Below are 23,304 nucleotides of genomic sequence, written 5' to 3' on the forward strand. Positions count from 1 at the left end.
CTCCCGGAACCCCGGTGCCGCACCGGCTCCCCGCCCGCCCCGTACCGGCCTCACGAGGCCCGGTGCGGGGCGGCGCACGTTCGCCGGTCGGCCCTCAGCAGCCGGCCAGCTGGGCGCTGAGGGCGCCGCGCCGCCCGGACAGCTCCTCGATGCGGGCGTCCAGGGCGGCGACCTCCGCCCGGATGGTGGCCACCAGGTCGGGGCACAGCTCCAGCTCGACGGGGTCGGCCTCGGGGTCGCGCACGCACGGCAGCACCGAGGCGATGGTCTCCGTGCTCAGCCCCATGGCGAGCAGGGCGCGGACGGCGCGCACCGTGCGCACCGCGTCCGGATCGTAGGTCCGGTACCCGTTGGCCGCGCGCGCGGAGTCCAGCAGCCCCTGCTCCTCGTAGTAGCGCAGCAGCCGACGGCTCACTCCGGTCCGCTCCGACAGCTCCCCGATCAGCACGAGGTGACCCTCCTCACTTGACGTTCACACCGGTGTCACGGCCTACCGTCGCCGCATGATCGAACACTACGCACGCACCGTCAAGGGTTCCGGTCCGGGTCTGCTGCTCGCGCACGGCGGCGGGGGCGGGATCGAACCGAACTTCGGCCCCCTGATGGCGGACCTGACCCGCACGCACACCGTGGTCGCCCCGGACCTGCCGGGGACGGGGGGAACCCCGCGCTCAGCCGGCCCCCTGGACCTGGACGCGGTGGCCGACTCGCTGGTGGCCGCCGCCGTGGAGGAGGGGGTCGAGGAGTTCACCATTCTGGGCTACTCCCTGGGCACCGCGATCGCGGTCCGCGCCGCCGCCCGCCACCCCGGGCGGGTGACCGGACTGGTCCTGACGGCCGGGTTCGCCCGGATCGACAACCGGACGCGGCTGAACGTCGACGTGTGGCGGTCCCTGCTGGACGGGGACCGGGACACACTGGCCCGCTTCAACCTCTCCGTGGCCTTCGGCGCGCCCGCGCTGGAGGCGCTCTCCCCCGGGGAGCTGGAGGAGGCCGTGCGCGCCGCGGCCGGTTCCGTGCCCGCGGGCACCCCCGAGCACGTGGACCTGGTGGCCCGGGCGGACACGCGCGCCGACCTCCCCGGCATCGCGGTGCCGACGCTGGTCGTGACCACCGCGCTGGACCGGCTGGTCTCCCCGGAGCTGTCCCGCGCGCTGGCCGCGGGCATCCCCGGCGCGGAGTCGGTGGAGATCGACTCCGGCCACCTGATCGCCGCGGAGGCCCCGCGGGAGTGGGGCGGGGCCGTCCGCGGGTTCCTGGACCGGCGGGCGCCCGTGCGCGGGTGACCGCCCGGCTGCGGGCCGGCCCTCGGGGCGGCGGCGGGAGCGGTCGGCGGCGGGAGAAGCGGGGCGCATCGGGCCCCTTCGGTCACGGCGGCCCCGGATTCCCCCTCCGGCACGGGAACCGGCGGCATGCGGGTGCGTCGGAGCGGGTAACGGATGAGCGTCCGGACACGAGGTCCGGCTCCCCCGACCCCCTGGGAGACCCCGTGAAGCTCTACGCCGACCGCCCGGTCCGCGCCCTGTTCCAGCTCGCCTCCGACGCCCTGGCCGTCGCGTGGGTCTACCTGTGGGTCCGGGCCGCGCTCGAACTGCGCGACATGATCGGCGCGCTGGACCGGCCCGGCGAGCTCATGGCCGCCACCGGCCGGGGGTTCAGCGAGCACATGGACAGCGCCGCCGAGCAGGCCGCCAAGGTGCCGCTGGCCGGGGAGACCCTGGCCGTCCCCTTCACGAACATGAGCGAGACCGGCGCCTCCCTGACCTCCGCCGGCGACTCCTTCCGCGAGACGGTCGCCTCGCTGGCCACCACGCTGCCCCTGCTGGTGGCGGCGGTGCCGGTGCTGCTGGTCGCCACCACCTGGCTGCCCGCCCGGGCCCGGTGGATCGCCCGGGCCACCTCGGTGCGCCGGACCGGGAAGCTGTCCCCGGAGGCCCGCTCCCGCCTGCTGGCGCTGCGCGCCCTGACCTCCGTGGCCCCGGCCCGGCTGGCCGCGGTCCACCCCGACCCGGCCGGGGCCTGGCGCTCCGGGGACACCGCGGCCCTGGACCGGCTGGCAGCCCTGGAGCTGCGCCGCATGGGGCTGAGGGCAAGGTGAGCCCCGGCCCCCGGGACCGGGTCCCGGGGTGGCCCGATCCGGCCACGGGGAGCGGGGCGGATGTCGGTGCCGCTGCCTAGCCTGGAGGGAGCCGACCCCGGGAGCCGCACATGCACCTGTCCGCCCTGCTCGACTTCGACGCCGTCCCCCTGGACACCGAGGACGCCGTGGCCGTCCTGCTCGACATCGTCGCGCCCGAACGCGAACAGAACGCCCAGCGCCCCCGGGCCACCCTCCAGATCGTCCTGGACACCAGCGGCTCCATGCACGGCGGCCGCCTCGACGGGGCGGTGCAGGCGCTCCTGGGGCTGATCGACCGGCTCGACCCCTCCGACGACTTCGGGCTGGTCGTGTTCGACACCCAGGCCCGTGTGGTCGTGCCCTGCGGCCCCCTGGCCGACAAGCCCTCCGTCCGGAGAGCGGTCGGGGCGCTGCGCGCGGGCGGGGGCACCGACCTGTCCAGCGGCCTGCTGCGCGGCATCCAGGAGGCCCGCCGGGCGGGCGGGGAGCGGGGGGCGACCCTGCTGCTCGTCTCCGACGGGCACGCCAACAACGGCGTCACCGACCACGACCTGCTGCGCCAGGTGGCCGCCGACGCCTACGGGCACGGGGTCACGGTGGCCACGCTCGGCTACGGGCTGGGCTACGACGAGGCCCTGCTGGGCGCGGTGGCCGAGGGCGGCACCGGCAGCGCCCTGTTCGCCGAGGACCCCGACACCGCGGGCGGGCTGATCGCCCAGGAGGCGGAGTACCTGCTGGCCAAGAGCGCGCAGGCGGTGTCGCTGCGGATCCCCGCGGGCGAGCACGTGCGCGCGGTGGACGTGGTCGGCGAGATGCCCTCGCACCGCCTGCCGGACGGGTCGGTCATGGTGGAGCTGGGCGACTTCCACTCCGGTGAGGAGCGCCGGCTGCTGCTGCGGCTGGAGGTGCCGGGGATGTCGTCGCTGGGGACGGTCACCCTGACCACGCTGGAGGCCACCTACGTGGACCCGGAGACCCTGACGACCTACAACGCGACACTGCCGGTCAGCGTGAACGTGGTGCCGGGCGACGAGGCCGCGGACCGGGTCCCGCGCCCGGAGGTGCGCACCGAGGAGGCGCTGCAGAAGGCGCAGACCGCCAAGAAGCGGGCGAGCGAGGCGCTGCGGCGGGGCGACCGGGCCGAGGCGGCCCGGCTCCTGGACCAGGCCGGGCGGGACCTGGACGACCTGGACGCACCCGACTTCCTCAGCGGTCCGGCCGCCCCGGGCGGGGCGTACGGCGCGGCCCCCGCCCCCGCGGCCGCGCAGGCCGTGGAGCTGCGGGACATGGCGCGGATGGCCCGGGAGGACGACCTCTCGCGGGCCGCCAAGACCGCCTACGCCAGCCAGTCCGGGTACACCCGCAAGCGCGGCCGCTACCGGCAGGCCCAGGCCCAGGGGCCCGGGACCCCGCAGACGCCTCCCCCGCAGGCGCCGTCCCCGGCTACGCCGCAGGAGCCGTCCGGGCCGGGACGGCTCGGCGGGTGGATCCGGCGGCTCGGCGGCCAGGACCCCGACCGCCGGCTCTCCTCCCCGGACTCCCCCGGCGAGGACGGCGGCCGGGACGGGGCGGAGCGTTCCTGACCGGCCGCGTCACGGCACCTGGTAGTAGGAGTCCCTCACGTCGGTGACGGCCATGTGCCCCGGAGCGTGCCCGATCGCGAACTCCGGGGCCGAGGCCGCCACCGCCGCCTGCGGGGTCACCCCGCAGGCCCAGAACACCGGGACCTCCCCCTCCCGGACCTCCACCGGGTCGCCGTAGTCGGGCCGGGACAGGTCGGCGATGCCCAGCGCCGCCGGGTCGCCCACGTGCACCGGCGCACCGTGCACGGCCGGGTAGCGGGAGGTGATGCGCACGGCGTCGGCCACCCGGTCCGCGGGGACCGGCCGCATGGAGACCACCAGCGGGCCCCGGAACCGCCCGGCCGGACGGCACTCCCGGTTCGTCCGGTACATCGCGACGTTGGTCCCGGCCTCGATGTGGCGCACCGGGACCCCGGCCTCCAGCAGCGGCGTCTCGAACGTGAAGCTGCACCCGATGAGGAAGGCCACCAGGTCGTCCCGCCACAGGTCGGTGACGTCGGCGCGCTCCTCCACCAGCTCGCCGTGCCGGTACACGCGGTAGGCGGGCAGGTCGGTGCGCAGGTCGCCGTCGAACACCGACGCCGACACCTGCCCCGGCTCGGTCACGTCCAGGACCGGGCACGGCTTGGGGTTGCGCTGGGCGAACAGCAGGAAGTCGAAGGCCGCCTCGCGCGGCAGGGCGATGAGGTTGGCCTGCGCGTACCCGGGGCTGAACCCGGAGGTGGGCGTGCGCAGCCCGGAGCGGAACAGCTCGCGGGCCTGCTTCGGGGACAGCTGGGCCGGGTCCATCGGCGGTCTCTCCTTCTAAAGCGTGAAACGGATCGCGGTCCCGGGCCGGGCCTGCGCCGCCAGGGGCAGGTTGGCGGCGCGGACCACCGCGATCACCGGATACCCGCCGGTCACCGGGTGGTCGGCCAGGAACAGCACGGGCTCGCCGGTGGGCGGCACCTGGAGCGACCCCGGCACCATGCCCTCGCTGGGCAGCTCGCCGTCGCGGGACCGCTCCAGGGCCGGCCCGGACAGGCGGGCGCCCACCCGGTCGCTGCGCGAGGTGACCTCGTAGGAGCAGGTGAGCAGGGTCTTGAGGGCGTCGCCGGTGAACCAGTCGTCGCGCGGGCCCGGGACCACGCGCAGGGTCGTCTCCGGTCCGCCGACCGGCGGGACCGGGGCCAGGTCGACGTTGGGGAACCCGGCGGGCGGCGGGCCGACCGGCAGCAGGTCGCCGGGGGCGGGCAGGTCGGGGCCGAGCCCGGCCAGCACGTCGGTGCTGCGCGAGCCCAGGACCGGCGGCACGTCCACGCCGCCGCGGACGGCCAGGTAGGTGCGCAGGCCCCGCGCCGGGGCGCCCATCACGAGTTCGGCGCCGTCGGCCAGACGCAGGACGGTGTTCATGGCGGCACCGCGGCCGTCCACCCGCAGCGGCACCCCGGCCCCGGTGACGGCGACCGTCACGGGGCCTCGGGCGCGCACCCGCAGCCCGCCCAGGGTGGCCTCCAGGGCGGCGGCCCCGGCCGGGTTGGCGAGCATGCGGTTGGCCAGGGCGTAGGAGGCGGCGTCGGCGGCGCCGGAACGGCCCACGCCCAGGGCGGCGTGGCCGGACCGCCCGGTGTCCTGGACCGTGGTCAGCGGCCCGGTCGCCACGATCTCCAGAGCGCTCACCGCACCTCCTCGAAGCGGACGCGCACGCCCGGGCGCAGCAGGCCGGGCGGGTCGCGGTGCAGGTCCCAGATCTTCTCCCCGGTGCGGCCGAGCAACTGCCAGCCGCCCGGGGAGCTGCGCGGGTACACGCCGGTGAACTCCCCGGCCAGGGCGACCGACCCGGCGGGGACCCGGGTGCGGGACTCGGCGCGGCGCGGGACGCGCAGGCGCTCGTCGTCGCAGACCAGGTAGCCGAACCCGGGGGCGAAGCCGCAGAACGCCACGGTCCAGGTGGCAGCGGTGTGCGCCTCGACCACTCCGCGCGGGGTGAGGCCGGTCAGCCGGGCGACGTCGGCGAGGTCCTCGCCGTCGTAGACCACCGGCAGGACCACGGTCTCCCCCTCGGCGCGCTCCCCGGCCGGGGCGAGCGGGACCCGGCGCACCGCCGCTGCCACCGCCCCGGGGTCGGCCCCGGGGGCGAGCCGCAGCAGCACGGTCCGCGCCGCCGGGACGACGTCGGCGACGCCCGGGACGGGGGCGGCCTCCAGGGCCGCCCCCAGGGCGATCACCTCGGACAGGTCGGCGACCTCCACCAGCACACCGCTGTCGGCGCAGGTCAGTACGCGCACGGATTCTCCTTCGGGCCGGGGTCGGGTCCCCGGTCGGTCAGCGGGCGAACGGCGCCGGGGTGACGCCTTCGGCGCGCAGCCGGTCGGCGACGGCACGGGCGATGGCGACCGCCCCGGGGCTGTCGCCGTGGACGCACAGGGAGTCGGCCTCGATGAGGATCTCACTCCCGTCGACCGCGGTGACCGGCTCCCGCCGGGCGATGCGCAGGCATCGCTCGGCGATCTCCTCGGGGTCGTGCAGGACGGCGCCGGGTTCGCGGCGGGAGACCAGGGTGCCCTCGGGGGTGTAGGCGCGGTCGGCGAACGCCTCCCGGTAGGTGGGCAGTCCGGCCTTCTCCGCCAGCTCCAGGAACCGCGATCCGGGCAGGCCGAGCACGGGCAGGCCGGGGTCGAAGGCGCGGACGGCCTCGACCACGGCGGCGGCCTGCTGCTCGTGGTGGACGATCGTGTTGTACAGGGCCCCGTGCGGCTTGACGTAGCGGATGCGGTCGCCGGCCAGGCGGGTGAAGGCCGACAGCGCGCCCATCTGGTACAGGACGTCGGCGGTCAGGTCGGCGGGCGGGACGTCGATGAAGCGGCGGCCGAACCCGGCCAGGTCGCGGTAGCCGACGTGGGCGCCGACCGCCACGTTCTCGGCGGCGGCGTCCGCGGTGGTGCGGCGCAGCACCGAGGGGTCGCCGGCGTGGAAGCCGCAGGCGACGTTGGCGCTGGTGACGATGGACAGCAGGGCCCGGTCGTCGCCGAGCTCCCAGCGGCCGAAGCCCTCGCCGAGGTCGGAGTTGAGGTCGATGCGGGACACGGGTGCTCCTCTCTACTGCCAGAGGGCGGCGATGCCGCCGAGGGAGTTGACCGCCATGTAGGCGGTGAGCGCCCAGGCCAGGGCGCCGATGACGATGAGCCACACGGGGTACCTGTAGCCGCCGAGCAGGTCCCGGGAGCGGCGCGCGGCGACCCAGAGCATGATGCCCAGGCCGACCGGCAGGATGACGCCGTTGAGCGCGCCGGCCAGGACCAGGAGCGTGGTCGGGGCCTGGCCGGAGACCAGCAGGACGGCCAGCGAGACCCCGATGAAGGCGGTGACAAGGAGGCCGCGCCGCTTCTCCAGCACCGGGTGGAAGGTGGAGACGAAGGAGATCGAGGTGTAGGAGGCGCCGATCACGGAGCTGACCGCGGCCGCCCACATGATCACGCCGAACAGGCGCATGCCCGCCTCTCCGGCGGCCTGGAGGAAGGCCTCGGCCGACGGGTTGTCGGAGTTGAGGATCTCGACCCCGCCGGAGACCACGCCGAGGATGGCGAGGAAGAGCAGCACCCGCATCACGCCGGTGACGATGATGCCCAGCACGGAGGTGCGGGAGATGGCGGCGATGTTCTCGGGGCCGCCCTGACCGGCCTCGATGAGGCGGTGGACCCCGGCGTAGGTGATGTAGCCGCCGACGGTGCCGCCGATGATGGTGACCGTGGCCAGGAAGACGTCCGTGCCCAGCTGCTCGGGCAGGACGGCCTGGCGCAGGGCCTCGCCGACCGGGGGCCGGGAGATGACCGCGACGTACAGGGTGAGGCCGATCATCGCGACGCCGAGGACGACCAGGACGCGGTCCAGGGCAGCGCCCAGCCTCTTGGCGCCCAGGATGACGACGGCCAGGACCGCGGAGATGACCGCTCCGATCCGGGGGTCGAGCCCGGCCAGGGCGTTCAGGCCCAGCCCGGTGCCGGCGAGGTTGCCGACGTTGAAGACCAGGCCGCCGAAGACGATGAGGGCGGCCAGCAGGTAGCCGGCGCCGGGGACGACCTTGTTGGCCAGGTCCTGGGCGCGCGTGTTCGCGACGCCGACGACCCGCCAGATGTTCAGCTGGACGGCGATGTCCACGAGGATCGAGACGAGGATCGCGAAGGCGAACGTGGCGCCGAGCTGCGCCGTGAACTGAGTGGTCTGGGTGATGAAGCCGGGGCCGATGGCGCTGGTGGCCATCAGGAACATCGCGCCGAGCAGGGTGCTGCTCAGCGCGATCCGTCCGGGGCGGGGACGCACCTTGGCGGGTGCGGGGGGCGTGTCGCCCATGGTCTCTCCTGGGGATGCGGTCTGGAGATACGACGTGACGCGGACCACTCCACGCCGTTGGATTGTTGAACAATACTTCAATCCAACAAGGCCAGTAAAGAGCCTTGCCGCAAAGACCGCTGGTCAGGGATGTAACGTTCTGCTCTCGCCGACCGATTATTCATAGGATCATCCAATGAAGCGTTCACATGAGAACGCGCCGACCGGAACCCCGCGGCATCGGCGACAATGGGAGGGCACCGTTCCCTTCCCAGCGAGGAGCTCCTGTGACGGCCACGGACGACCGCGTCGGCAGGCCGACCCGACGGCTGCTGCCGCTGCCCAGCCAGGCCGAGCGGGTCGCCGAGCTGCTGCGCGAGGCCGTCATCGACGGCGACCACCCGCCCGGCCGGCGCCTGTCCGAGGAGCGGCTGTGCGAGGAGCTCGGCGTCTCCCGCAACACCCTGCGCGAGGCGTTCCGGCTGCTGGTCCGCGAACGGCTGGTGGTGCACCAGATGCACCGCGGCGTGTTCGTCACGCTGCCCACCACGGAGGACGTCCGCGACCTGTTCAGGGCGCGGCGCTCCCTGGAGCTGACCGCCGTGCAGCGCGCCGCCGACCCCGACCCCGAGGCGGTGGCGGCGGTGGGACGGGCCGTCGACGAGGGCGAGGCGGCCCGCGACGCGGGCGACTGGTGGGGGGTGGGGACCGCCAACATGCACTTCCACCAGGCGCTGGCCGGGCTGGCGGGCAGTACCCGGGTCGACGAGTTCATGAGCCGGGTCCTGGCCGAGACCCGGCTGGTCTTCCACGTGATGGACGCCCCCCGCGAGTTCCACGCGCCCTACCTGGACTGGAACCGGCGCATCCACACCCTGCTCGCCGGCGGCGACCACACGGCCGCCGCCGCCGAACTGGAGGCCTACCTGGACACCTCGGAGGAGCAGCTGACCACCGCGTTCCTCGCCCGCGAGGCCGGCGGAGACGACTGACGGGGCGATCGGCATCGCGCTGACCTGGGGGTTCGCCACCGCTTCGGGCGAGGCGGAGGAAAAGCCACGTGACACAGGTCCCGAAATGCCATGATGGGCGCGCAATGGAACTGAACGGACGCCCTGCCACCACCGGGGAGCTCGGCTCCCTCGCTCTCCACGGCTACGGCCACTTCACCACCATGCTCGTCGCCGACCTGCGCGTACGCGGCCTGGAACTGCACATGGACCGGCTGCGCGGGGACTGCCGGGCGCTGTTCGGCACCGAACCGGACATCCCCCGGGTGCGCGAGCTCGCGCGGCGCAGCGCCCGCGCGCACCCCTCCCCCGCCGTCATCCGGGTGACCGTCTTCGACCCCGCGCTGGACCTGGGCAGACCCGCCGGGCGCACCTTCCCCCAGATCCTCGTCACCACCCGCCCCGCCCCCGTCCCCGACCGGCTGCCGCCCCCGCTGCGGCTGGGCACCCGGCTGTACACCCGGGACACCCCGGAGGTGAAGGGCACCGGCCTGTTCGGCCCGATCCGCCAGCGGCGGGCGGCCCAGCTGGACGGGCACGACGACGCCCTGTTCCACGGAGCGGACGGGCTGCTGTCGGAGGGGCCCACCTGGAACATCTGCTTCCTGGACGGCGAGGGCCTGGTGTGGCCGCAGGGCCCGGCGCTGCCGGGGGTGACCGCGCGGCTGGTGAGCGGGCTCGCCGAGGACATGGGCGTGCCCGTCTCCACCCGGCCGCTGTCGGCGGCGGACGCGGCCCGGATGTCCGGGGCGTTCGTGACCAACGCGGTCACGGGGGTGCGCCCGGTGGCCTCCGTCGACGGGGAGCGGCTGCCGCTGGCCGCGCTCACCAACAAGCTGGCCGCCACCTACCGGGACCTGCCGGGCGACCCCCTGTGACCCGCCGGCTCAGGCCCCGGCGCGGCGGGCCCGCCCCGGCCACCAGGTGCGCGGCCCCACGTCCAGTGCCAGGGCGGGCACCAGCACGGTGCGCACCAGCAGCGCGTCCACCAGCACCCCGAACGCCACCAGGAAGGCCAGCTGGAGCAGGAACAGCAGCGGGATGACGGCCAGCGCCGCGAAGGTGGCGGCCAGCACCACGCCGGCGGAGGTGATGACCCCGCCGGTGACGGTGAGCGCCCGCAGCACGCCGTCGCGGTGGCCGTGGGCCAGGGTCTCCTCCCGGGCCCGCGACATCAGGAAGATGCTGTAGTCGATGCCCAGCGCCACCAGGAAGACGAACGCGAACAGCGGCACCACCGGGTCGGCTCCCGGCAGTTTCAGCACGTGGTCGAAGACCAGGGTCCCCACGCCCAGGGCGGCGGCGAACGACAGGACGTTGGCGGCCATGAGCAGCAGCGGGGCGACCAGCGCGCGCAGCAGGACGACCAGCACGAGCAGGACCACGGCCAGGACCAGCGGCACCACCACGAGGAAGTCGCGCTGGGCGGTCTCCAGGGTGTCCAGGTCGGTGGCGGTGACGCCGCCGACCAGGGCGTCGGCCCCCGGGGCGTCCGCGGCCAGGTGTTCGCGCAGGTCGCGCACGGCGTCCACCGCCTCGGGCGACTCCGGTCCCACGGTGAGGACCACCTCGACCAGGGCGCGCCCGTCCTCCTCCAGGGGCGGCGCCCCGGCCCCGGGGGGACCGGGCTCGGTGACCGGCGCGGCGGACTCCACGGACGGCGAGCCCTCGGCTGCCGCGACGACGTCGGCCACATGGTCGGCGTCCGTGACGACCAGCGCGGGAGCCGCCGCGGCGTCGGTGCCGAAGCCCCGGTCCAGCACCTCCTGGGCGGTGACCGCCTCCACCTCGGTGCGGAACACCTCTGCCTGGCCGGTGCCCTCGGCGCTGAACGCGGGGGCGAACACCGCGGCCGCGGCCAGCAGCACCGTGGTGGCCGCCCACAGCGTGCGCGGCCGGCGGGCCACGGCCCGGGCGACCCGGCCCCAGAACGGGTGGGCGGCCATGACGCGGTCGGTGTCGCCGCCGGTCTCGGCGGTGGGCCGGTGCGGCGCGGTCGGCCAGAACGCGGCCCGGCCGGCCAGCGCCAGCGCGGCGGGCAGGAAGGTCATCGCCGAGAGGACGGCCGCGCCGACGCCGATGGCGACGACCGGGCCGAGGCTGCGGGTGGAGGCCAGGTCGGCGGCGAGCAGGCAGAGCAGGCCCAGGACGACGGTGCCCGCGGAGGCGAGCACCGGTCCGGTGACGCCGCGCAGGGCGGCCATGACGGCGGTCGGGACCCGTTCGTGCAGGGCCAGCTCCTCGCGGTAGCGGGCGACGAGCAGCAGGGCGTAGTCGGTGCAGGCGCCCACGACGAGGATGAACAGGATGCCCTGGCTCTGCCCGTTGAGGCTGACCAGGCCGGCGTCGGCGGCCAGGTACACGAGGGCCCCCGACAGGCCCAGGGCGAGCAGGGACGCCAGGATCACCAGGACCGGGAGCAGCGGGGAGCGGTAGACGGCGACGAGGATGACCAGCACGGCCGCGACCGCGACGAGCAGCAGGGTGGAGTCGATCCCGCCGAAGGCCGCGGCGAGGTCGGCGGCGTAGCCCGCCGGACCGGTGACCTGGGGGGTGAGGTCGCCGACGGGGTGGTCGGCCAGGACGGCGCGCAGCTCCTCGACTGCGTCGGAGGTCTTCTCGCCGGAGTCGATCGGCACGATCAGCTGGGCGACGGAGGGGTCCTCGGTTCCGGGGAAGGGGCCGACCACCTCGCCGGAGACCCACGGCCGTTCGGCCAACTCCTCCCCGACTGCGGCGATGTCCGCCAACTCCGCTGCGGTGACGTCACCGTCCCCGGACCACAGGGCGATGGCGGGCACCGCGTCCTCGCGGTCGAAGTCCTCGGCGATCCGGGCGACCTCGGTGGACTCCGCCCCCACCGGCAGGAAGGCGGACCGGTCGTTGGTCTGCACCTCGCCGAGCCTGCCCAGGAAGGCGCCCAGCGGCCCGCCGCCCAGGGTCCACAGCAGGACGATGAGCAGCGCCGCTCCGACCCACCACCGCGACCGGCGTAGCGGTCGCCTCTCCTCGTTCACCGGTGTTCCCCTCCACCGCGACAAAAGTCACGGAAAACAAGTATCTCGCTTTTCAAGCCTTTCTTGGACGCGACTCTACACCCTCGCCGGACAGGCCGTTCCCGCACCCTCCACACACGCCCGCCCCGCACCGGGCACGGTGCGGGGCGGGCGGCGGGCCCGGCGGTCACACGGCCGCGGGCTCGCGCGCCTCGCTGCGGGCCGTACACGCCATGTTCCGCGACATCGAGCCGAACACCACCCCGTGGAAGGGCGTCACCGCGGCCCAGTACAGGTGGCCCAACAGGCCGCGCGGCCGGAACAGCGCGCGCTGGCGCAGCACCGTGCGCCCCTGGCCGGGCTCGACGGTGAACTCCAGCCACGCCGGACCGGGCAGGCGCATCTCCGCGCGCAGCCGCAGCAGCTCCCCCGGCACGATCTCCTCCACCCGCCAGAAGTCCAGCGAGTCGCCCACCCGCAGGCGCCCCGGGTCGCGGCGGCCCCGGCGCGGGCCCACCCCGCCCACGGCGAGGTCGATCCAGCCGCGCGCCGCCCAGGCCAGCGGCCAGGAGTACCAGCCCCGTTCGCCGCCGATCCCCTCGACCACGCGCCACACCGCCTCCGGCGGGGCGTCCACCTCCCGCACCCGCTCGTCGGTGTACAGGCTGCCCCCCGCCCAGTCGGGGTCGGTGGGCAGCGGGTCGGACGGGGCCCCCGCCCAGGAGGCCGACGTCCACCGGGTGTCCACGCGGGACTGGGAGGTGCGGCGGATCGCCAGCTCCACCGCGCGGTCGAACCCGATGCGGACGTGGTCGCCGAGCAGGCCGGACAGGTCGTCCTCGCCGCACACCGCGTCATGGCGCAGCGACTCCACCAGCGGCCGGGCGATGGCGGGTGGCACCGGCGTGACCAGTCCGACCCACAGGCTCGACAGCCCCGGCGAGAGCACCGGGACCGGCAGGATCAGGCGGGGGCGCAGCCCCGCCGCCCGCGCGAACCGCTGGATCATCTCCGCGTAGGTGAGGACGTCGGGTCCGCCGACGTCGAAGGTGCGGTCCTGCTCCGGCGGCAGGTCGGCGGCCTCCACCAGCAGCCGCAGCACGTCGCGCACCGCGATGGGCTGCACCCGGCTGCGCACCCAGCGGGGCGTGGTCATCACGGGGAGCCGCTCGGTGAGGTACCGCAGCATCTCGAAGGACGCCGACCCCGATCCGATGATCACGGCGGCCCGCAGCACCGCGGCCGGCACCGGGCCGTCCAGCAGGATGCGGCCGACCTCGGCGCGGGAGGCCATGTGCGCGGAGAGGTCCTCCCCCTCCGGCGCCAGGCCGCCCAGGTAGACGACGCGCCCGACGCCGGCCCCGGCCGCCGCCTCGGCGAAGTTCCGCGCGCCCCGGGCGTCGTCGCCGGAGAAGTCGCGGCTCCCCGACATGGAGTGGACCAGGTAGTAGGCGACGTCGGCCCCCTCCAGCGCTTCGGTCAGCCCCTCCCCGGAGACCACGTCGCCGCGGGCCGCCTCCACCCGGTCCCGCCAGGGGTGGTCGCGCAGCTTGCCGGGGTCGCGGGCCAGGCAGCGCACCTCGAACCCGGCGTCCAGGAGCTGCGGGACCAGCCGCCCCCCGATGTACCCGGTGGCCCCGGTGACCAGCGCCCGGCGCCCGCTCACCGGGCCGCCCCCGCGGGGGCCGTGCCACGGCGCAGGCTCCGCCGCCGCTCCCGGTGGCGCCGGTACGGGTTGTCCTCGGGCAGGCCGCCGGTGAAGCGCCCGTACATGCCCACGGTCAGCATCAGGATGCCGACCACGAAGCTGAAGATCACGTTCGGCATGGAGAACGCGAGGATGTTGTAGTCGGTGCTCATGAGGTACAGGTTGACCAGGCCGCTGACGACGAAACCGGCGCCGACCAGGGTGGAGACCGTCGACGAGTAGGTGCCGCCCACCACGGCCGCGGCCACGAGCAGCGATCCGACCGCCACCGAGACGAAGCCCAGCGCCCCGTTGGTGGACAGGCCGGCCACGGCCTCCCCCCGGGTGTCGAACAGCGGCAGGCGCACGAACAGGCTCGTCACGCCGAATCCCACCAGAACGAGTCCGATGAACGCCGTTCCGAACCGGTGGACGGCGGCCAGGCGCCGGTCGGCGTTGTGCGAGGTGTCCAGGTCCATGGGTCCCCTCCGTTCCACGTCCTTGCAGCTAGAGTCGGTGGCGAGGACGGGTGCGACAAGTCGCGCCGCTTTCGCAACGGTTGGGATGCCATGGCGGAGACCCTGACCCCCGGTGCGACCGCCCGGATGCTGGGGGTCGCTCCGTCCACCCTGCGCAGCTGGGACCACCGGTACGGGATCGGGCCGCGCGAGCGGAGCCCCGGCGGGCACCGCCGCTACACGCCCGAGGACGTGGACCGGCTGCGGGAGCTGTGCCGGCTGGTGGGCGAGGGGCTGGCCCCGGCGGTCGCGGCCGAACGCGTGCTGGCCGGGGGCGGTGTCACCGCCCGGCCCGGGTCCGTGCCCGCGCCGCGCGACGGACGGGACTCCGGGGCGCGTGGGGACGCGCTCGCGGCGGGCGGGGCGTCCCGCCTCCAGGGGGTGGCCCGGGCGGCGGTGCGCATGGACTCCGAGCTCGTGGAGGCGCTGGTCGAGCGCGCGCTGCGCGCCGAGGGCGTGGTGGCCGCCTGGGAGGGGCTGGTCATGCCGCTGCTGTACGGGATGGGCCGCAAGTGGGAGGACACCCGCCGCTACGTGGAGGTGGAGCACCTGCTGTCGTGGTGCGTGTCCTCGGCGCTGCGCCGGGTCCCCCCGCCCGGCGGCCCGCCGCGGACGGGGCAGAGGCCGGTGGTCCTGGCCTGCGGGCCCGAGGAGACGCACAGCCTCCCGGTCGAGGCGCTGGCCGCCGCCCTGCGCGAACGCGGCCTGACGCACCGGGTCCTGGGCGCCTGCACGCCGGCGGACGCCGCGGCGCGGACCGTGCGGCGGACCGCGCCCCGGGCCGTGGTGCTCTGGTCCCATGTGGGCGGGCGGTCCGACCTGGCGGCGCTGCGCGCGACGGTGCTGGCCGCGTCCGAGTCGCCCCAGGCGGTCCGGGTGTACACGGCCGGGGGCGGCTGGCGCTCCCTCACCGCGCGGTCCGGGGGCGGCCATCTGAACTCCCTGCCGGAGGCGGTGCTGGCGCTCGACCCGGGCTGAGCGCGGTGCGCACCGCGTGGCCCAGCTGGTCCAGCACGGTCAGGGACATCGGGACGACCGGGGTGCGCAGGCCCAGCGCCAGTTCGCGGGACAGCCGGGTGCCGCCGTCGAGGAAGGCCAGCACGTCGCCGAGCCGGTCCGGGGCGAGCAGGCGGGTGAAGAAGTCCGCGCCGCGCACGCGACCGGTGGCCAGCGCGCGCAGCAGGACCGCGTCCATGGCCAGGTGGCGGCGCCGGTGCGGGACCGGGGGGACCGGCACGGCCCCGCGTTCCAGGGCCGCGGCCACGGCGGCGGTCTGGCGCAGCACCCCGCTGAAGGTGTAGCCGGTGGAGGGCCGGGTGGCCCCGCCCGCCCCGCCGATCCGGAAGACCCGCCGCCCGGCCCGGGTGCGGAAGGGCGCGTCGGTCATCGGGATGACGCCCTGCTCGGCGGCGGTGACCTCGAACCCCGCCAGGCCCATGCGGGCGCAGTGGTCTGCCAGGCGGCGGTCGTACTCGGCGGCGGTGAGCGGCGCGGGCCCGAACTCGGTGTACTCCACCAGCGCTTCGCGCGCCGACAGCGGGAGCACGTAGGCGAAGGCCACCGCGTTCTCCGGCTGGGGCGGGGTGAAGTCCATCAGCACCGCCGCCTCCGGGTCGAAGGCGTCGGCGGGGGTGCGCACGAACCAGCCCCGGAAGTGCTGGAGCAGCAGGGTGCGGCCCGTCGGCAGGGGGCGGGGCGGCCGGGAGTCGAACACCCACCGGGCGGTCAGCCTGGCCGGGGAGCCGTCGGGCATCACCCCCTCCACCACGGCGCGGTCGGCCCCGTCCCGGACCGCGTCCACCAGCAGGGGCACCTCCGCCACCCGGTCCCCGAAGCCGGACCGCACCCGGGCCTCCAGGTCGGCGGAGCGCAGCATCTTGTACACGAAGGGGTCGGCGGGCGCGGTGCGGGCGTCGCCGTCCGGCCCCACGACGGTCAGGTTCCGCCACCGGGCGGCCAGCAGGCCGTCCCACTCGCCGCCGTCGGGCTCCCAGAAGCACCAGGTGCGCGGGGGCGGGGTGTGCGGCCCGCGCGGGGGCTCCGCCAGGGCGACACGCACGGGGGCCCCGTCGGGGTGATTGACGCCCGACAGGCGGTGGGCCAGGGTGAGGCCTGCGGCTCCCCCGCCCACGATCACCACGTCATGATCGTTCATGGCCCCCACTCTGCCGGGGATGCCGCACACAGGCCAGCGCGCACCCGGAGGACGTGTGGACACCACCCGAGCCAAACAGGACGGAGCGGTCACGGAGGGGTTCGACCTCGCCTCGGCCGCCTACGACAGACTCGTGGCGGGCAGCCCCGGCTACCACGCCCACCTGCGGCTCTCCGCCCGGAGGCTGGACCCCGGGGCCCTCTCCCCCGAGCCGCGGATCCTGGACCTGGGCTGCGGGACCGGGGCCTCCACGGCGGCCCTGCTCGACACCGTGCCCACGGCCCGGATCGTCGGCGTGGACGCCTCGGAGGGGATGCTGGCGGCCGCCCGGGCCAAGGACTGGCCCGACACGGTGTCGTTCCACCACGCGCGGGTCGAGGAGCTGACACCGCAGTGGGCGGCCGACCGCCTGGGCGGGCCGGCGGACGCGGTGTTCGGGGCGTACCTGATCCGCAACTGCCCCGACCCCGACCGGGCGCTGGAGGTGATGCGGGACCTGCTGCGCCCGGGCGGCCGGCTGGTGCTGCACGAGTACTCCGTGGCCGACTCGGCGGTGGCGCGGGCCGTGTGGACGGCCGTGTGCCGGGGCGTGATCATCCCCGCCGGACGGGTGCTCTCGGGTGACGGGACCCTGTTCCGGTACCTGTGGCGCAGCGTCCTGGATTTCGACGGCCGCCGGGCGCTGCTGGAGCGGATGCGCCGCGCGGGGCTGGTGTCGGTGGCCTCCGCCCCGATGCCGGGCTGGGAGTACGGCATCACGCACACGTTCGCGGGCATGCGGCGGGAGGGGGGCCGGTGAGCCGCCCGGTGGACGTCCGCGACCGGCTCGCCGAGGAGGTCCCGCCCGCGCCGCCGGCCGGCCCGCGCACCGCGGAGGCGCCCGAGGCCGCGGTGGTCGGCGGCGGGATCGCCGGGCTGGCGGCGGCCTGCGGGCTGGCCGAGCGCGGCGTGCGGGTCACGGTGTTCGAGCGCGAGGAGTCCCCGGGCGGGCGGCTGCGCGGCTGGGAGACCACCCTGGCGGACGGCTCCCGGGCGGCGATGGACCGCGGTTTCCACGCCTTCTTCCGCCAGTACTACAACCTGCGCGGGCTGCTGCGCCGGGCCGACCCGGCGCTGGACGCGCTCGTCCCCCTGGCCGACTACCCGCTGGTCCACCGCGACGGGCCGCGCGACCGCTTCTCCGGCCTGCCCGCGACCCCGCCGTGGAACGCGCTGGTGCTGGCCGCCACCAGCCCGAGCTTCCCGCCGCTCGACCTGGCCCGGGTCAACGTCCCGGCCGCGCTGCAGCTGCTCGACGTGGACGTTCCGGGGGTGTACGAGCGGCTCGACCACATGAGCGCGCGGGACCTGCTGGAGGCGATCCGGTTCCCGCCGACGGCGCGGCACCTGGCGTTCGAGGTGTTCACGCGCAGCTTCTTCGCCTCGACCGACCGCCTCTCCGCGGCGGAGCTGGCGGTGATGTTCCACCTGTACTTCCTGGGCTCGGCCGAGGGCCTGGTGTTCGACGTGCCGCGCGGGCCGTTCCCGGAGTCGCTGTGGGAGCCGCTGGTCCGGTACCTGGCCGGGCTGGACGCCAAGGTGCGCACGGGCGTGCCGGTCGAGCGCGTCGGGCCGGGCTCGCAGCGGCGCTTCGCGCTGCCCGGGCACGGGGAGTTCGACGCCGTGGTGCTGGCCGCGGACGTGCCGGGGACGCGCTCCCTGGTCGCCGCGTCGCCCGGCCTGGGGGACGCCGCCTGGCGGTCCCGGATCGCCCGGCTGGAGTCGGCACCGCCGTTCCTGGTGTCGCGGTACTGGCTGGACCGGCCGGTGCGGCCGCACCGGCCCGCCTTCCTGGGCACGGCCGGGTACCCGACGCTGGACAACATCAGCGTCCTGGAGCGGTACCGGGACGGGGAACGGGAGTGGGCCGACCGCGCCGGCGGCTCGGTGGTGGAGCTGCACGCCTACGCCCTGCCCGAGGGCTGCGACCCCGACCGCGAGCGCGAACGCCTGTGGGAGCAGGCGGTCGCGGTGTACCCGGAGCTGGCCTCCGCCGGCGTGGTGGACGCCCGGCACGAGCTGCGCGCGGACTGTCCGCTGTTCACGCCGGGCTCGTACCGCGACCGGCCGGGGACGGCCACCCCGGACCCGTTCCTGGTGATGGCGGGCGACCACGTCCGCACCGGCCTGCCGGTCGCGCTCATGGAGCGCGCGGCCGCCGGCGGCCTGCTCGCCGCCAATGCGCTGCTGTCCCGCTGGGGCCTGCCCGGCCACACCCTGTGGACCGTGCCCCGCCGCGGCCGCCTGGCCCCCGCCCGCGCCCTCGCCCGCCTCTCCCGGGGGGCCTCGCCCGGTCAGCCGGGGAAGCGGCCGGTGGAGCGGAGGAGGTAGCGGCGCTCGGCGTAGGCGAGGTCGTCGCGCCACAGGCGGCGGGCGGCCGCCCGCACGGCCGGGCGGACCAGGGCGGACAGGCGGCGGGCCAGCAGGAAGCCCGGCCGGTCCGAGGCGGCCACGGTCGCCTCGACGACCGCGGTCCGCGGCACGCCGCGGGCGTCCGTGCCCAGCGGCGTCGCGTGCGTCTCGACCACGCTGCCCAGGCCCTCGCCCTCGATGATGCGCATGACCACGGTGCGCGGCTCCGGGCAGTGGAACTCCGCCCGCACCGGCACCCCCCAGCGGCCCGCCACCTTGAACCCCACCTCGACGACCATCCGGTCCGGGTCGGGGTCGGGCCCCTCGGGCACCTCGGTGACGCGCAGGCCGACGAAGCTGTAGGGGTGGAACCACGACCCGTGCCAGGGGTCGAGCCGGTTGGCCACCACGTCCTCCGGCTCGCACCGGCCCGCCAGGCTCTCCACCGCGCTGACCGCCTTCTCCAGCGGGGGGCGCTCGGGGACGACCGGCGCGTCCAGCGGCGCCTCGCCGCCCACGCGGTCCAGGCGCACCCACACCAGCACCCCGTCGTCGTGGGCCGGGTACGGACTCCAGCCGGGGAAGCCGTCCGCGCCCAGGGACAGCCCGTGCCAGCGGCACACGAGGCGCCCGTCGTCGACGGCCCCGCGGCACAGGGGGGCGCCCAGGTGCGGGCAGGCCCCCGGGGCGACGTGCGCGGTGCCGTCGGGGGTGCGCCAGGCGACGAGCTCGACGCCCCCGACGACCCGCCCGAAGGGCCGGTCGGCGCGGACCTCGCGGGAGGCGGCCAGCACGTACCAGTTGCCCGAGGGCCGTGCCAGCGCCCGTTTGAGGGCGGCGGCGATGACGCCGGGCGACCCCTCGCGCCAGGTCGGGTCCTGCGCGGTCCAGGCGGTGGCGGGCATGCGCCGCAGCGGGACGCGGCGGGGGGTCGGATCGGGCAGGGTCACGTCGGGCCTACCTTTCGGGTACCGGACGGGGACGGGGGACCGTCCGGGCGAGCATCGACCGGGCCAGGGCGGGCACCGCCGCAGCGATCTTGCGGGCCTCGGAGACCCGGTGGCGGGTGCTCCACACGTCGTGGCCGGCGGCGGCGATCTCGTCCAGGATGGCGCGGTAGAGCCGGAACGCCGTGGCGACACACGGACGGGCCACCGGATCGAGCATGGCGATGCCGGGCTCGGCCTCCCGGTAGAACCCCTGATTGACCTCGACCAGGGCGGCGACCGCCCGGCGGGCGCGCGGGTCGGGCCGACGGGTGCGGGCGCAGTGCGCCAGCAGGTCGCGGTCCACCCCGTGGTCGGCCAGCACGTCGGCCGGCAGGTACACGCGCCCCCGGTCGAAGTCCTCCGCGGTGTCGCGGAGGAAGTTGGTGAGCTGGAAGGCCTCGCCCAGTGCGGCCGCGGGCCGCTCGGCCTCCTCCCGCGGCACCACGGTGCCCAGCACGGGCAGAACCTGGAGGCCGATGACCGCCGCCGACCCGTACATGTACTCGCGCAGGTGGTCGAGGTCGCGGTAGTCCGTCACGGTGAGGTCCATGCGCATGGAGCGCATGAACGCGGTGAAGTGCGCGGCCGGGAGGCGGTACCTCCGCACGGTGTGCGCCAGGGCACGCAGCACGGGGTCGCCGGGCTCGCCGCCGCCCAGCGCCCGGCCCAGGTCGGCGTCGACCGCGTCCAGCCGGGCCGCCTGCCCGGCGGGCGTGGCACCGGGCCCGGGCTCGTCCACCATGTCGTCCACCCAGCGGGCGAACCCGTACAGGGCGTGCACCCCGGGCCGCCGGTCCGGCGGCAGGACCCGGGTGGCGGTGAAGTAGGTGCGCCCGTGGCGGGCGTGCAGCTCACGGCAGCGCAGGTAGGCGCGGCGCAGGTCCTCCGGGGCGATCCCGGCGGCGTCGAGTTCTGCGGTGGCGGTCCTCATCGTCCCCCCGTTCGCTCCACCACGCGGGCGGCGGCGAGCTTCCCCGAGATCAGCACGGTCGGCAGGCCGACCCCGGGCGTGGTCCCGCACCCGGCCAGGGCGACGTTGGCCAGGCCGGGGACGGTGTTGCGGGGCCGGAACGGCCCCGTCTGGGCGAAGGTGTGCGACAGCGAGAAGGGCGTGCCGTGCGCCAGCCCCCGCCGGGCCCAGTCCGCAGGGGTGACCAGGTGCTCGGTCCGGACCGCCGCGTCCAGGCCGGTGAGGCCGCGCTCCTCCAGGGTGGACACCAGGTGGTCGCGGTAGCGCGGCCCCTCGGCGTCCCAGTCGATGCCGCCGGCCGCCAGGTTGGGCGCGGGCGCCAGCACGTACAGGGACTCGTGCCCGGCGGGGGCCAGGGACGGATCGGTGTGCGTGGGCCGGGTGACCAGCAGGGACGGGTCCCCCATCACCCGCCCCTCGCGGATGATCTCGTCGAAGGTGCGCTCCCAGGCGCCGCCGAAGGAGATCGTGTGGTGCCCCAGCCGTTCCCAGGTGCGGTCCACCCCCAGGTGCAGGACCACGGCGGACGGCGAGTAGCGGAGCGGGATACGGCGCCGGGGGGCGCCGCCCAGCAGCCGGTACGCCGCGGGCAGGTCGGCGGTGACCACCACCTGGTCGCAGGGGAAGCGCTCACCCGACTCCGTGACGGCGGCGGTGACCCGGTCGCCGGAGCGTTCCAGGGAGGCCACGGCGTCGCCGTAGCGGAGCACTCCCCCGGCCTTGGCCGCCGCGCCCGCCAGGGCGTCGCCGAGGGCGCGCATGCCCCCGCGCGGGAAGTACACGCCCGCCACGGTGTCCATGTAGGCGATGACGGCGTAGGCGGCCAGGGCCCGCCCCGGCGCCACGCCCGCGTACAGGGCCTGGAAGGAGAAGATCCGCCGCAGGCGCTCGTCGCGCACGTGCCGCCCCACCGCCCGGGAGAGCCGCCCGAACCCGCCCAGGGCGGCCAGCCGCACCAGGTCCGGCCGGGCGAGGTCCAGCAGCGAGTCGAACTGCGCGTCGATGAAGGTGCCCATCTCGGCCCGGTAGAGGCGGGTGAGCCAGTCGCGGAGCCGGAGGTAGCCGTCGGCCTCGCGCTCGCCGGCCGCCCGTGCCACCTCGGCCGCCATGGCGTCGGCGTCGGTGTGGACGTCGATGGTGGAGCCGTCGGCGAAGCCGGCGCGGTAGGCGGGGTGCAGTGGGACCAGGTCGAGGCGGTCGGCGGTGGTCTCGCCGACCGCCCCCAGGGCCTCGTCCAGGAGTTCGGGCATGGTCAGCACGGTGGGCCCGGTGTCCATCCGGAAGCCGTCCAGGTCCAGGCGGCCCGCCCGGCCCCCCGGATGGGTGTCGCGCTCCAGGACCGTGACCTCCCGCCCGGCCCCCAGCAGGTGCAGGGCGCAGGCCAGGCCGGACAGCCCCGCGCCGACGATGACGACCCGGCCCCGGCCGGGTGCGGTGCGGCGGCTCACGCGGCCTCCCCCAGTCGGGCGGCCAGGCCGGCGAGGACGTCGCGCACCGGTTCGGGCAGGTCGATCCCGTCCAGGTGGGAGACGCCGCGGGCGGCCAGGCCCCGGCAGTGCTCGGCGACCAGCTCCCGGGCGCCCAGGCTCTCCAGCACGGCGGCGGCCTCCGCCGGGTCGGCCCCCGCCCCGACCCGCTCCAGCACGTCCAGGCCCGCCGTGTCGCCGCTCTCTCGCGCCAGGCGGGTGCCGAGCGCCAGCAGCAGGGTGGTCTTGCCCTCCAGGAGGTCGTCGCCGACGGGTTTGCCCGTGGACCCGCTGTCGCCGTAGGCGCCGGCCAGGTCGTCGGCGAGCTGGAAGGCGACGCCGACGTCCCGCCCGTAGGAGCGCAGCGCCTCGGCCACGGCCGGGGGCGCTCCGGCCATGGCGGCCCCCAGGTGCAGCGGGCGCTCCACGGTGTAGGAGGCGGTCTTGAGCCGGTCGATGCGCAGCGCGAGGGACTCCGAACGGGACCCCCTCGCCTGTCCGCGCACGTCCAGGAACTGTCCGGCGATCATCTCGGTGCGGATCTCCCGCCAGACCGCGCGGCCCGCCTCCGGGCGGGGCACCCCGGGCAGGGCCTCGGCGAGCATGTCGTCGGCCCAGGCCAGGGCGAGGTCGCCGACCAGGACGGCGAGGGACTCGCCGTAGCGCCTCGCCTCCCCCGACCAGGCGTTCTCGCGGTGCTCGTCCTCGTGCCGCCGGTGGACGCAGGGCGCGCCGCGCCGGGTCGCGGAACCGTCCATGACGTCGTCGTGGACCAGGGCGCAGGTCTGGAGCAGTTCCAGGGACGCGCAGGCGACCAGGGCGTGGTGGGCGACGGGGCCGGACACCGGGCCGCCGCCGGCGCGCCAGCCCCACCAGGCCAGCGAGGAGCGCAGCCGCTTGCCGCCCTCCAGCGTGAAGGCCGCGGTCTGCGCGGCGGCCCCGGCGGCGAACTCGGGGTCGGTCCGTTCGGCCCCGAGCAGGCGGCGGTGCAGGTGGTCGCGGAGCACCTGGTCGAGTGCCGGCCGCGGGTCGCCGTGGACGTGGTGGATTCGGAGTGCGCCGGGACCGTTCAGAACCGGTTCGATGTCTGCCTCCCCTGGACGGGTCATGTC

At 76.1% G+C, this 23,304-nt stretch carries 22 protein-coding genes; 8 read left to right on the top strand and 14 right to left on the bottom strand.

Going from position 1 to position 23,304, the window contains the following annotated elements; genetic code table 11:
- Positions 1–94 precede the first annotated feature (94 nt).
- Positions 95–448, bottom strand: coding sequence for a MerR family transcriptional regulator (locus ABZ249_RS14515; protein ID WP_220559435.1), 354 nt, complete (start codon positions 446–448; stop codon positions 95–97).
- Between the two features lie 55 nt (positions 449–503).
- Here ABZ249_RS14515 and ABZ249_RS14520 point away from each other — a divergent pair, with 55 nt between their 5' ends.
- The 3 genes from ABZ249_RS14520 (at position 504) to ABZ249_RS14530 (ending at position 3,702) form a co-directional block, all read left to right on the top strand.
- Positions 504–1,286 (top strand): alpha/beta fold hydrolase, encoded by a 783-nt coding sequence (locus ABZ249_RS14520; RefSeq protein ID WP_355262202.1) that lies wholly within the window; start codon positions 504–506, stop codon positions 1,284–1,286.
- Positions 1,287–1,489: 203 nt separating this feature from the next.
- Positions 1,490–2,098 carry a hypothetical protein gene (locus ABZ249_RS14525; RefSeq protein WP_355262205.1) on the top strand — a complete coding sequence of 203 codons (609 nt, stop codon included), beginning with the start codon at positions 1,490–1,492 and terminating at the stop codon, positions 2,096–2,098.
- A gap of 110 nt (positions 2,099–2,208) precedes the next feature.
- On the top strand, positions 2,209–3,702 hold the full coding sequence (locus tag ABZ249_RS14530; protein ID WP_355262208.1) for a VWA domain-containing protein: 1,494 nt from the start codon (positions 2,209–2,211) through the stop codon (positions 3,700–3,702).
- 9 nt (positions 3,703–3,711) lie between these two features.
- Here the strand turns inward: ABZ249_RS14530 and ABZ249_RS14535 are convergent, their stop codons facing one another.
- The 5 genes from ABZ249_RS14535 to ABZ249_RS14555 are packed head-to-tail and all read right to left on the bottom strand — an operon-like array spanning position 3,712 to position 8,031.
- Entirely contained in the window at positions 3,712–4,491 is a 780-nt protein-coding gene (locus ABZ249_RS14535; protein ID WP_355262211.1) for a putative hydro-lyase, read from the bottom strand.
- Between the two features lie 15 nt (positions 4,492–4,506).
- On the bottom strand, positions 4,507–5,361 hold the full coding sequence (locus ABZ249_RS14540; protein ID WP_355262214.1) for a biotin-dependent carboxyltransferase family protein: 855 nt from the start codon (positions 5,359–5,361) through the stop codon (positions 4,507–4,509).
- Positions 5,358–5,969: an allophanate hydrolase subunit 1 gene (locus ABZ249_RS14545; protein ID WP_220559429.1), complete on the bottom strand. Its 612-nt coding sequence runs from the start codon at positions 5,967–5,969 to the stop codon at positions 5,358–5,360. Before ABZ249_RS14545 ends, ABZ249_RS14540 begins: the two co-directional genes overlap by 4 nt.
- Positions 5,970–6,006: 37 nt before the next feature.
- Entirely contained in the window at positions 6,007–6,768 is a 762-nt protein-coding gene (locus tag ABZ249_RS14550) for a 5-oxoprolinase subunit PxpA (RefSeq protein ID WP_220559427.1), read from the bottom strand.
- A 12-nt stretch (positions 6,769–6,780) separates the two neighbouring features.
- A complete protein-coding gene (locus ABZ249_RS14555; RefSeq protein WP_355262218.1) occupies positions 6,781–8,031 on the bottom strand; it encodes an NRAMP family divalent metal transporter in 1,251 nt (416 codons plus the stop codon).
- Positions 8,032–8,297: 266 nt separating this feature from the next.
- On the opposite strand from ABZ249_RS14555, the gene ABZ249_RS14560 reads away from it, so the two are divergent.
- Together ABZ249_RS14560 and ABZ249_RS14565 are read left to right on the top strand one after the other, a co-directional pair.
- On the top strand, positions 8,298–9,002 hold the full coding sequence (locus ABZ249_RS14560) for a GntR family transcriptional regulator (RefSeq protein ID WP_355262221.1): 705 nt from the start codon (positions 8,298–8,300) through the stop codon (positions 9,000–9,002).
- 104 nt (positions 9,003–9,106) lie between these two features.
- Positions 9,107–9,898 carry an aminotransferase class IV gene (locus ABZ249_RS14565; protein ID WP_355262224.1) on the top strand — a complete coding sequence of 264 codons (792 nt, stop codon included), beginning with the start codon at positions 9,107–9,109 and terminating at the stop codon, positions 9,896–9,898.
- 9 nt (positions 9,899–9,907) lie between these two features.
- On the opposite strand, the gene ABZ249_RS14570 is transcribed toward ABZ249_RS14565, so the two are convergent.
- The 3 genes from ABZ249_RS14570 to ABZ249_RS14580 all read right to left on the bottom strand — a co-directional run bounded on the left by ABZ249_RS14570 (position 9,908) and on the right by ABZ249_RS14580 (position 14,182).
- The gene (locus tag ABZ249_RS14570) at positions 9,908–12,037 is read right to left on the bottom strand and encodes an MMPL family transporter (protein ID WP_355262227.1); all 2,130 of its coding nucleotides are present in this window, start codon (positions 12,035–12,037) and stop codon (positions 9,908–9,910) included.
- A gap of 166 nt (positions 12,038–12,203) precedes the next feature.
- A complete protein-coding gene (locus tag ABZ249_RS14575; RefSeq protein WP_355262230.1) occupies positions 12,204–13,682 on the bottom strand; it encodes an SDR family oxidoreductase in 1,479 nt (492 codons plus the stop codon).
- Entirely contained in the window at positions 13,679–14,182 is a 504-nt protein-coding gene (locus ABZ249_RS14580) for a DUF4383 domain-containing protein (RefSeq protein ID WP_355262233.1), read from the bottom strand. The genes ABZ249_RS14575 and ABZ249_RS14580 overlap by 4 nt, the downstream gene beginning before the upstream one ends.
- A 90-nt stretch (positions 14,183–14,272) precedes the next feature.
- On the opposite strand from ABZ249_RS14580, the gene ABZ249_RS14585 reads away from it, so the two are divergent.
- Positions 14,273–15,199 carry a MerR family transcriptional regulator gene (locus ABZ249_RS14585; protein ID WP_355262235.1) on the top strand — a complete coding sequence of 309 codons (927 nt, stop codon included), beginning with the start codon at positions 14,273–14,275 and terminating at the stop codon, positions 15,197–15,199.
- Here ABZ249_RS14585 and ABZ249_RS14590 read toward each other — a convergent pair.
- A complete protein-coding gene (locus ABZ249_RS14590) occupies positions 15,129–16,376 on the bottom strand; it encodes a lycopene cyclase family protein (protein ID WP_355262238.1) in 1,248 nt (415 codons plus the stop codon). The two genes, ABZ249_RS14585 and ABZ249_RS14590, sit on opposite strands and share 71 nt — an antisense overlap.
- 55 nt (positions 16,377–16,431) lie before the next feature.
- On the opposite strand from ABZ249_RS14590, the gene ABZ249_RS14595 reads away from it, so the two are divergent.
- Positions 16,432–17,175, top strand: coding sequence for a class I SAM-dependent methyltransferase (locus ABZ249_RS14595; RefSeq protein ID WP_355262241.1), 744 nt, complete (start codon positions 16,432–16,434; stop codon positions 17,173–17,175).
- Positions 17,172–18,746 (top strand): FAD-dependent oxidoreductase, encoded by a 1,575-nt coding sequence (locus tag ABZ249_RS14600; RefSeq protein WP_355262244.1) that lies wholly within the window; start codon positions 17,172–17,174, stop codon positions 18,744–18,746. The genes ABZ249_RS14595 and ABZ249_RS14600 overlap by 4 nt, the downstream gene beginning before the upstream one ends.
- Here the strand turns inward: ABZ249_RS14600 and ABZ249_RS14605 are convergent.
- Genes ABZ249_RS14605 through ABZ249_RS14620 form a run of 4 tightly spaced genes read right to left on the bottom strand, consistent with a single transcriptional unit; the run spans position 18,710 to position 23,301 of the window.
- Positions 18,710–19,717, bottom strand: a complete 1,008-nt coding sequence (locus ABZ249_RS14605; RefSeq protein ID WP_355262247.1) for a DUF5914 domain-containing protein — start codon at positions 19,715–19,717, stop codon at positions 18,710–18,712. The genes ABZ249_RS14600 and ABZ249_RS14605 overlap by 37 nt on opposite strands.
- 7 nt (positions 19,718–19,724) lie before the next feature.
- A complete protein-coding gene (locus ABZ249_RS14610) occupies positions 19,725–20,687 on the bottom strand; it encodes a phytoene/squalene synthase family protein (protein WP_355262250.1) in 963 nt (320 codons plus the stop codon).
- Positions 20,684–22,174, bottom strand: a complete 1,491-nt coding sequence (crtI, locus tag ABZ249_RS14615) for a phytoene desaturase family protein (protein WP_355262253.1) — start codon at positions 22,172–22,174, stop codon at positions 20,684–20,686. The genes ABZ249_RS14610 and crtI overlap by 4 nt, the downstream gene beginning before the upstream one ends.
- The gene (locus ABZ249_RS14620; protein WP_355262256.1) at positions 22,171–23,301 is read right to left on the bottom strand and encodes a polyprenyl synthetase family protein; all 1,131 of its coding nucleotides are present in this window, start codon (positions 23,299–23,301) and stop codon (positions 22,171–22,173) included. Before ABZ249_RS14620 ends, crtI begins: the two co-directional genes overlap by 4 nt.
- Positions 23,302–23,304 lie beyond the last annotated feature (3 nt).

The sequence above is a fragment of the Nocardiopsis sp. NPDC006139 genome, assembly GCF_040614155.1.
GTDB lineage: Bacteria > Actinomycetota > Actinomycetes > Streptosporangiales > Streptosporangiaceae > Nocardiopsis > Nocardiopsis changdeensis.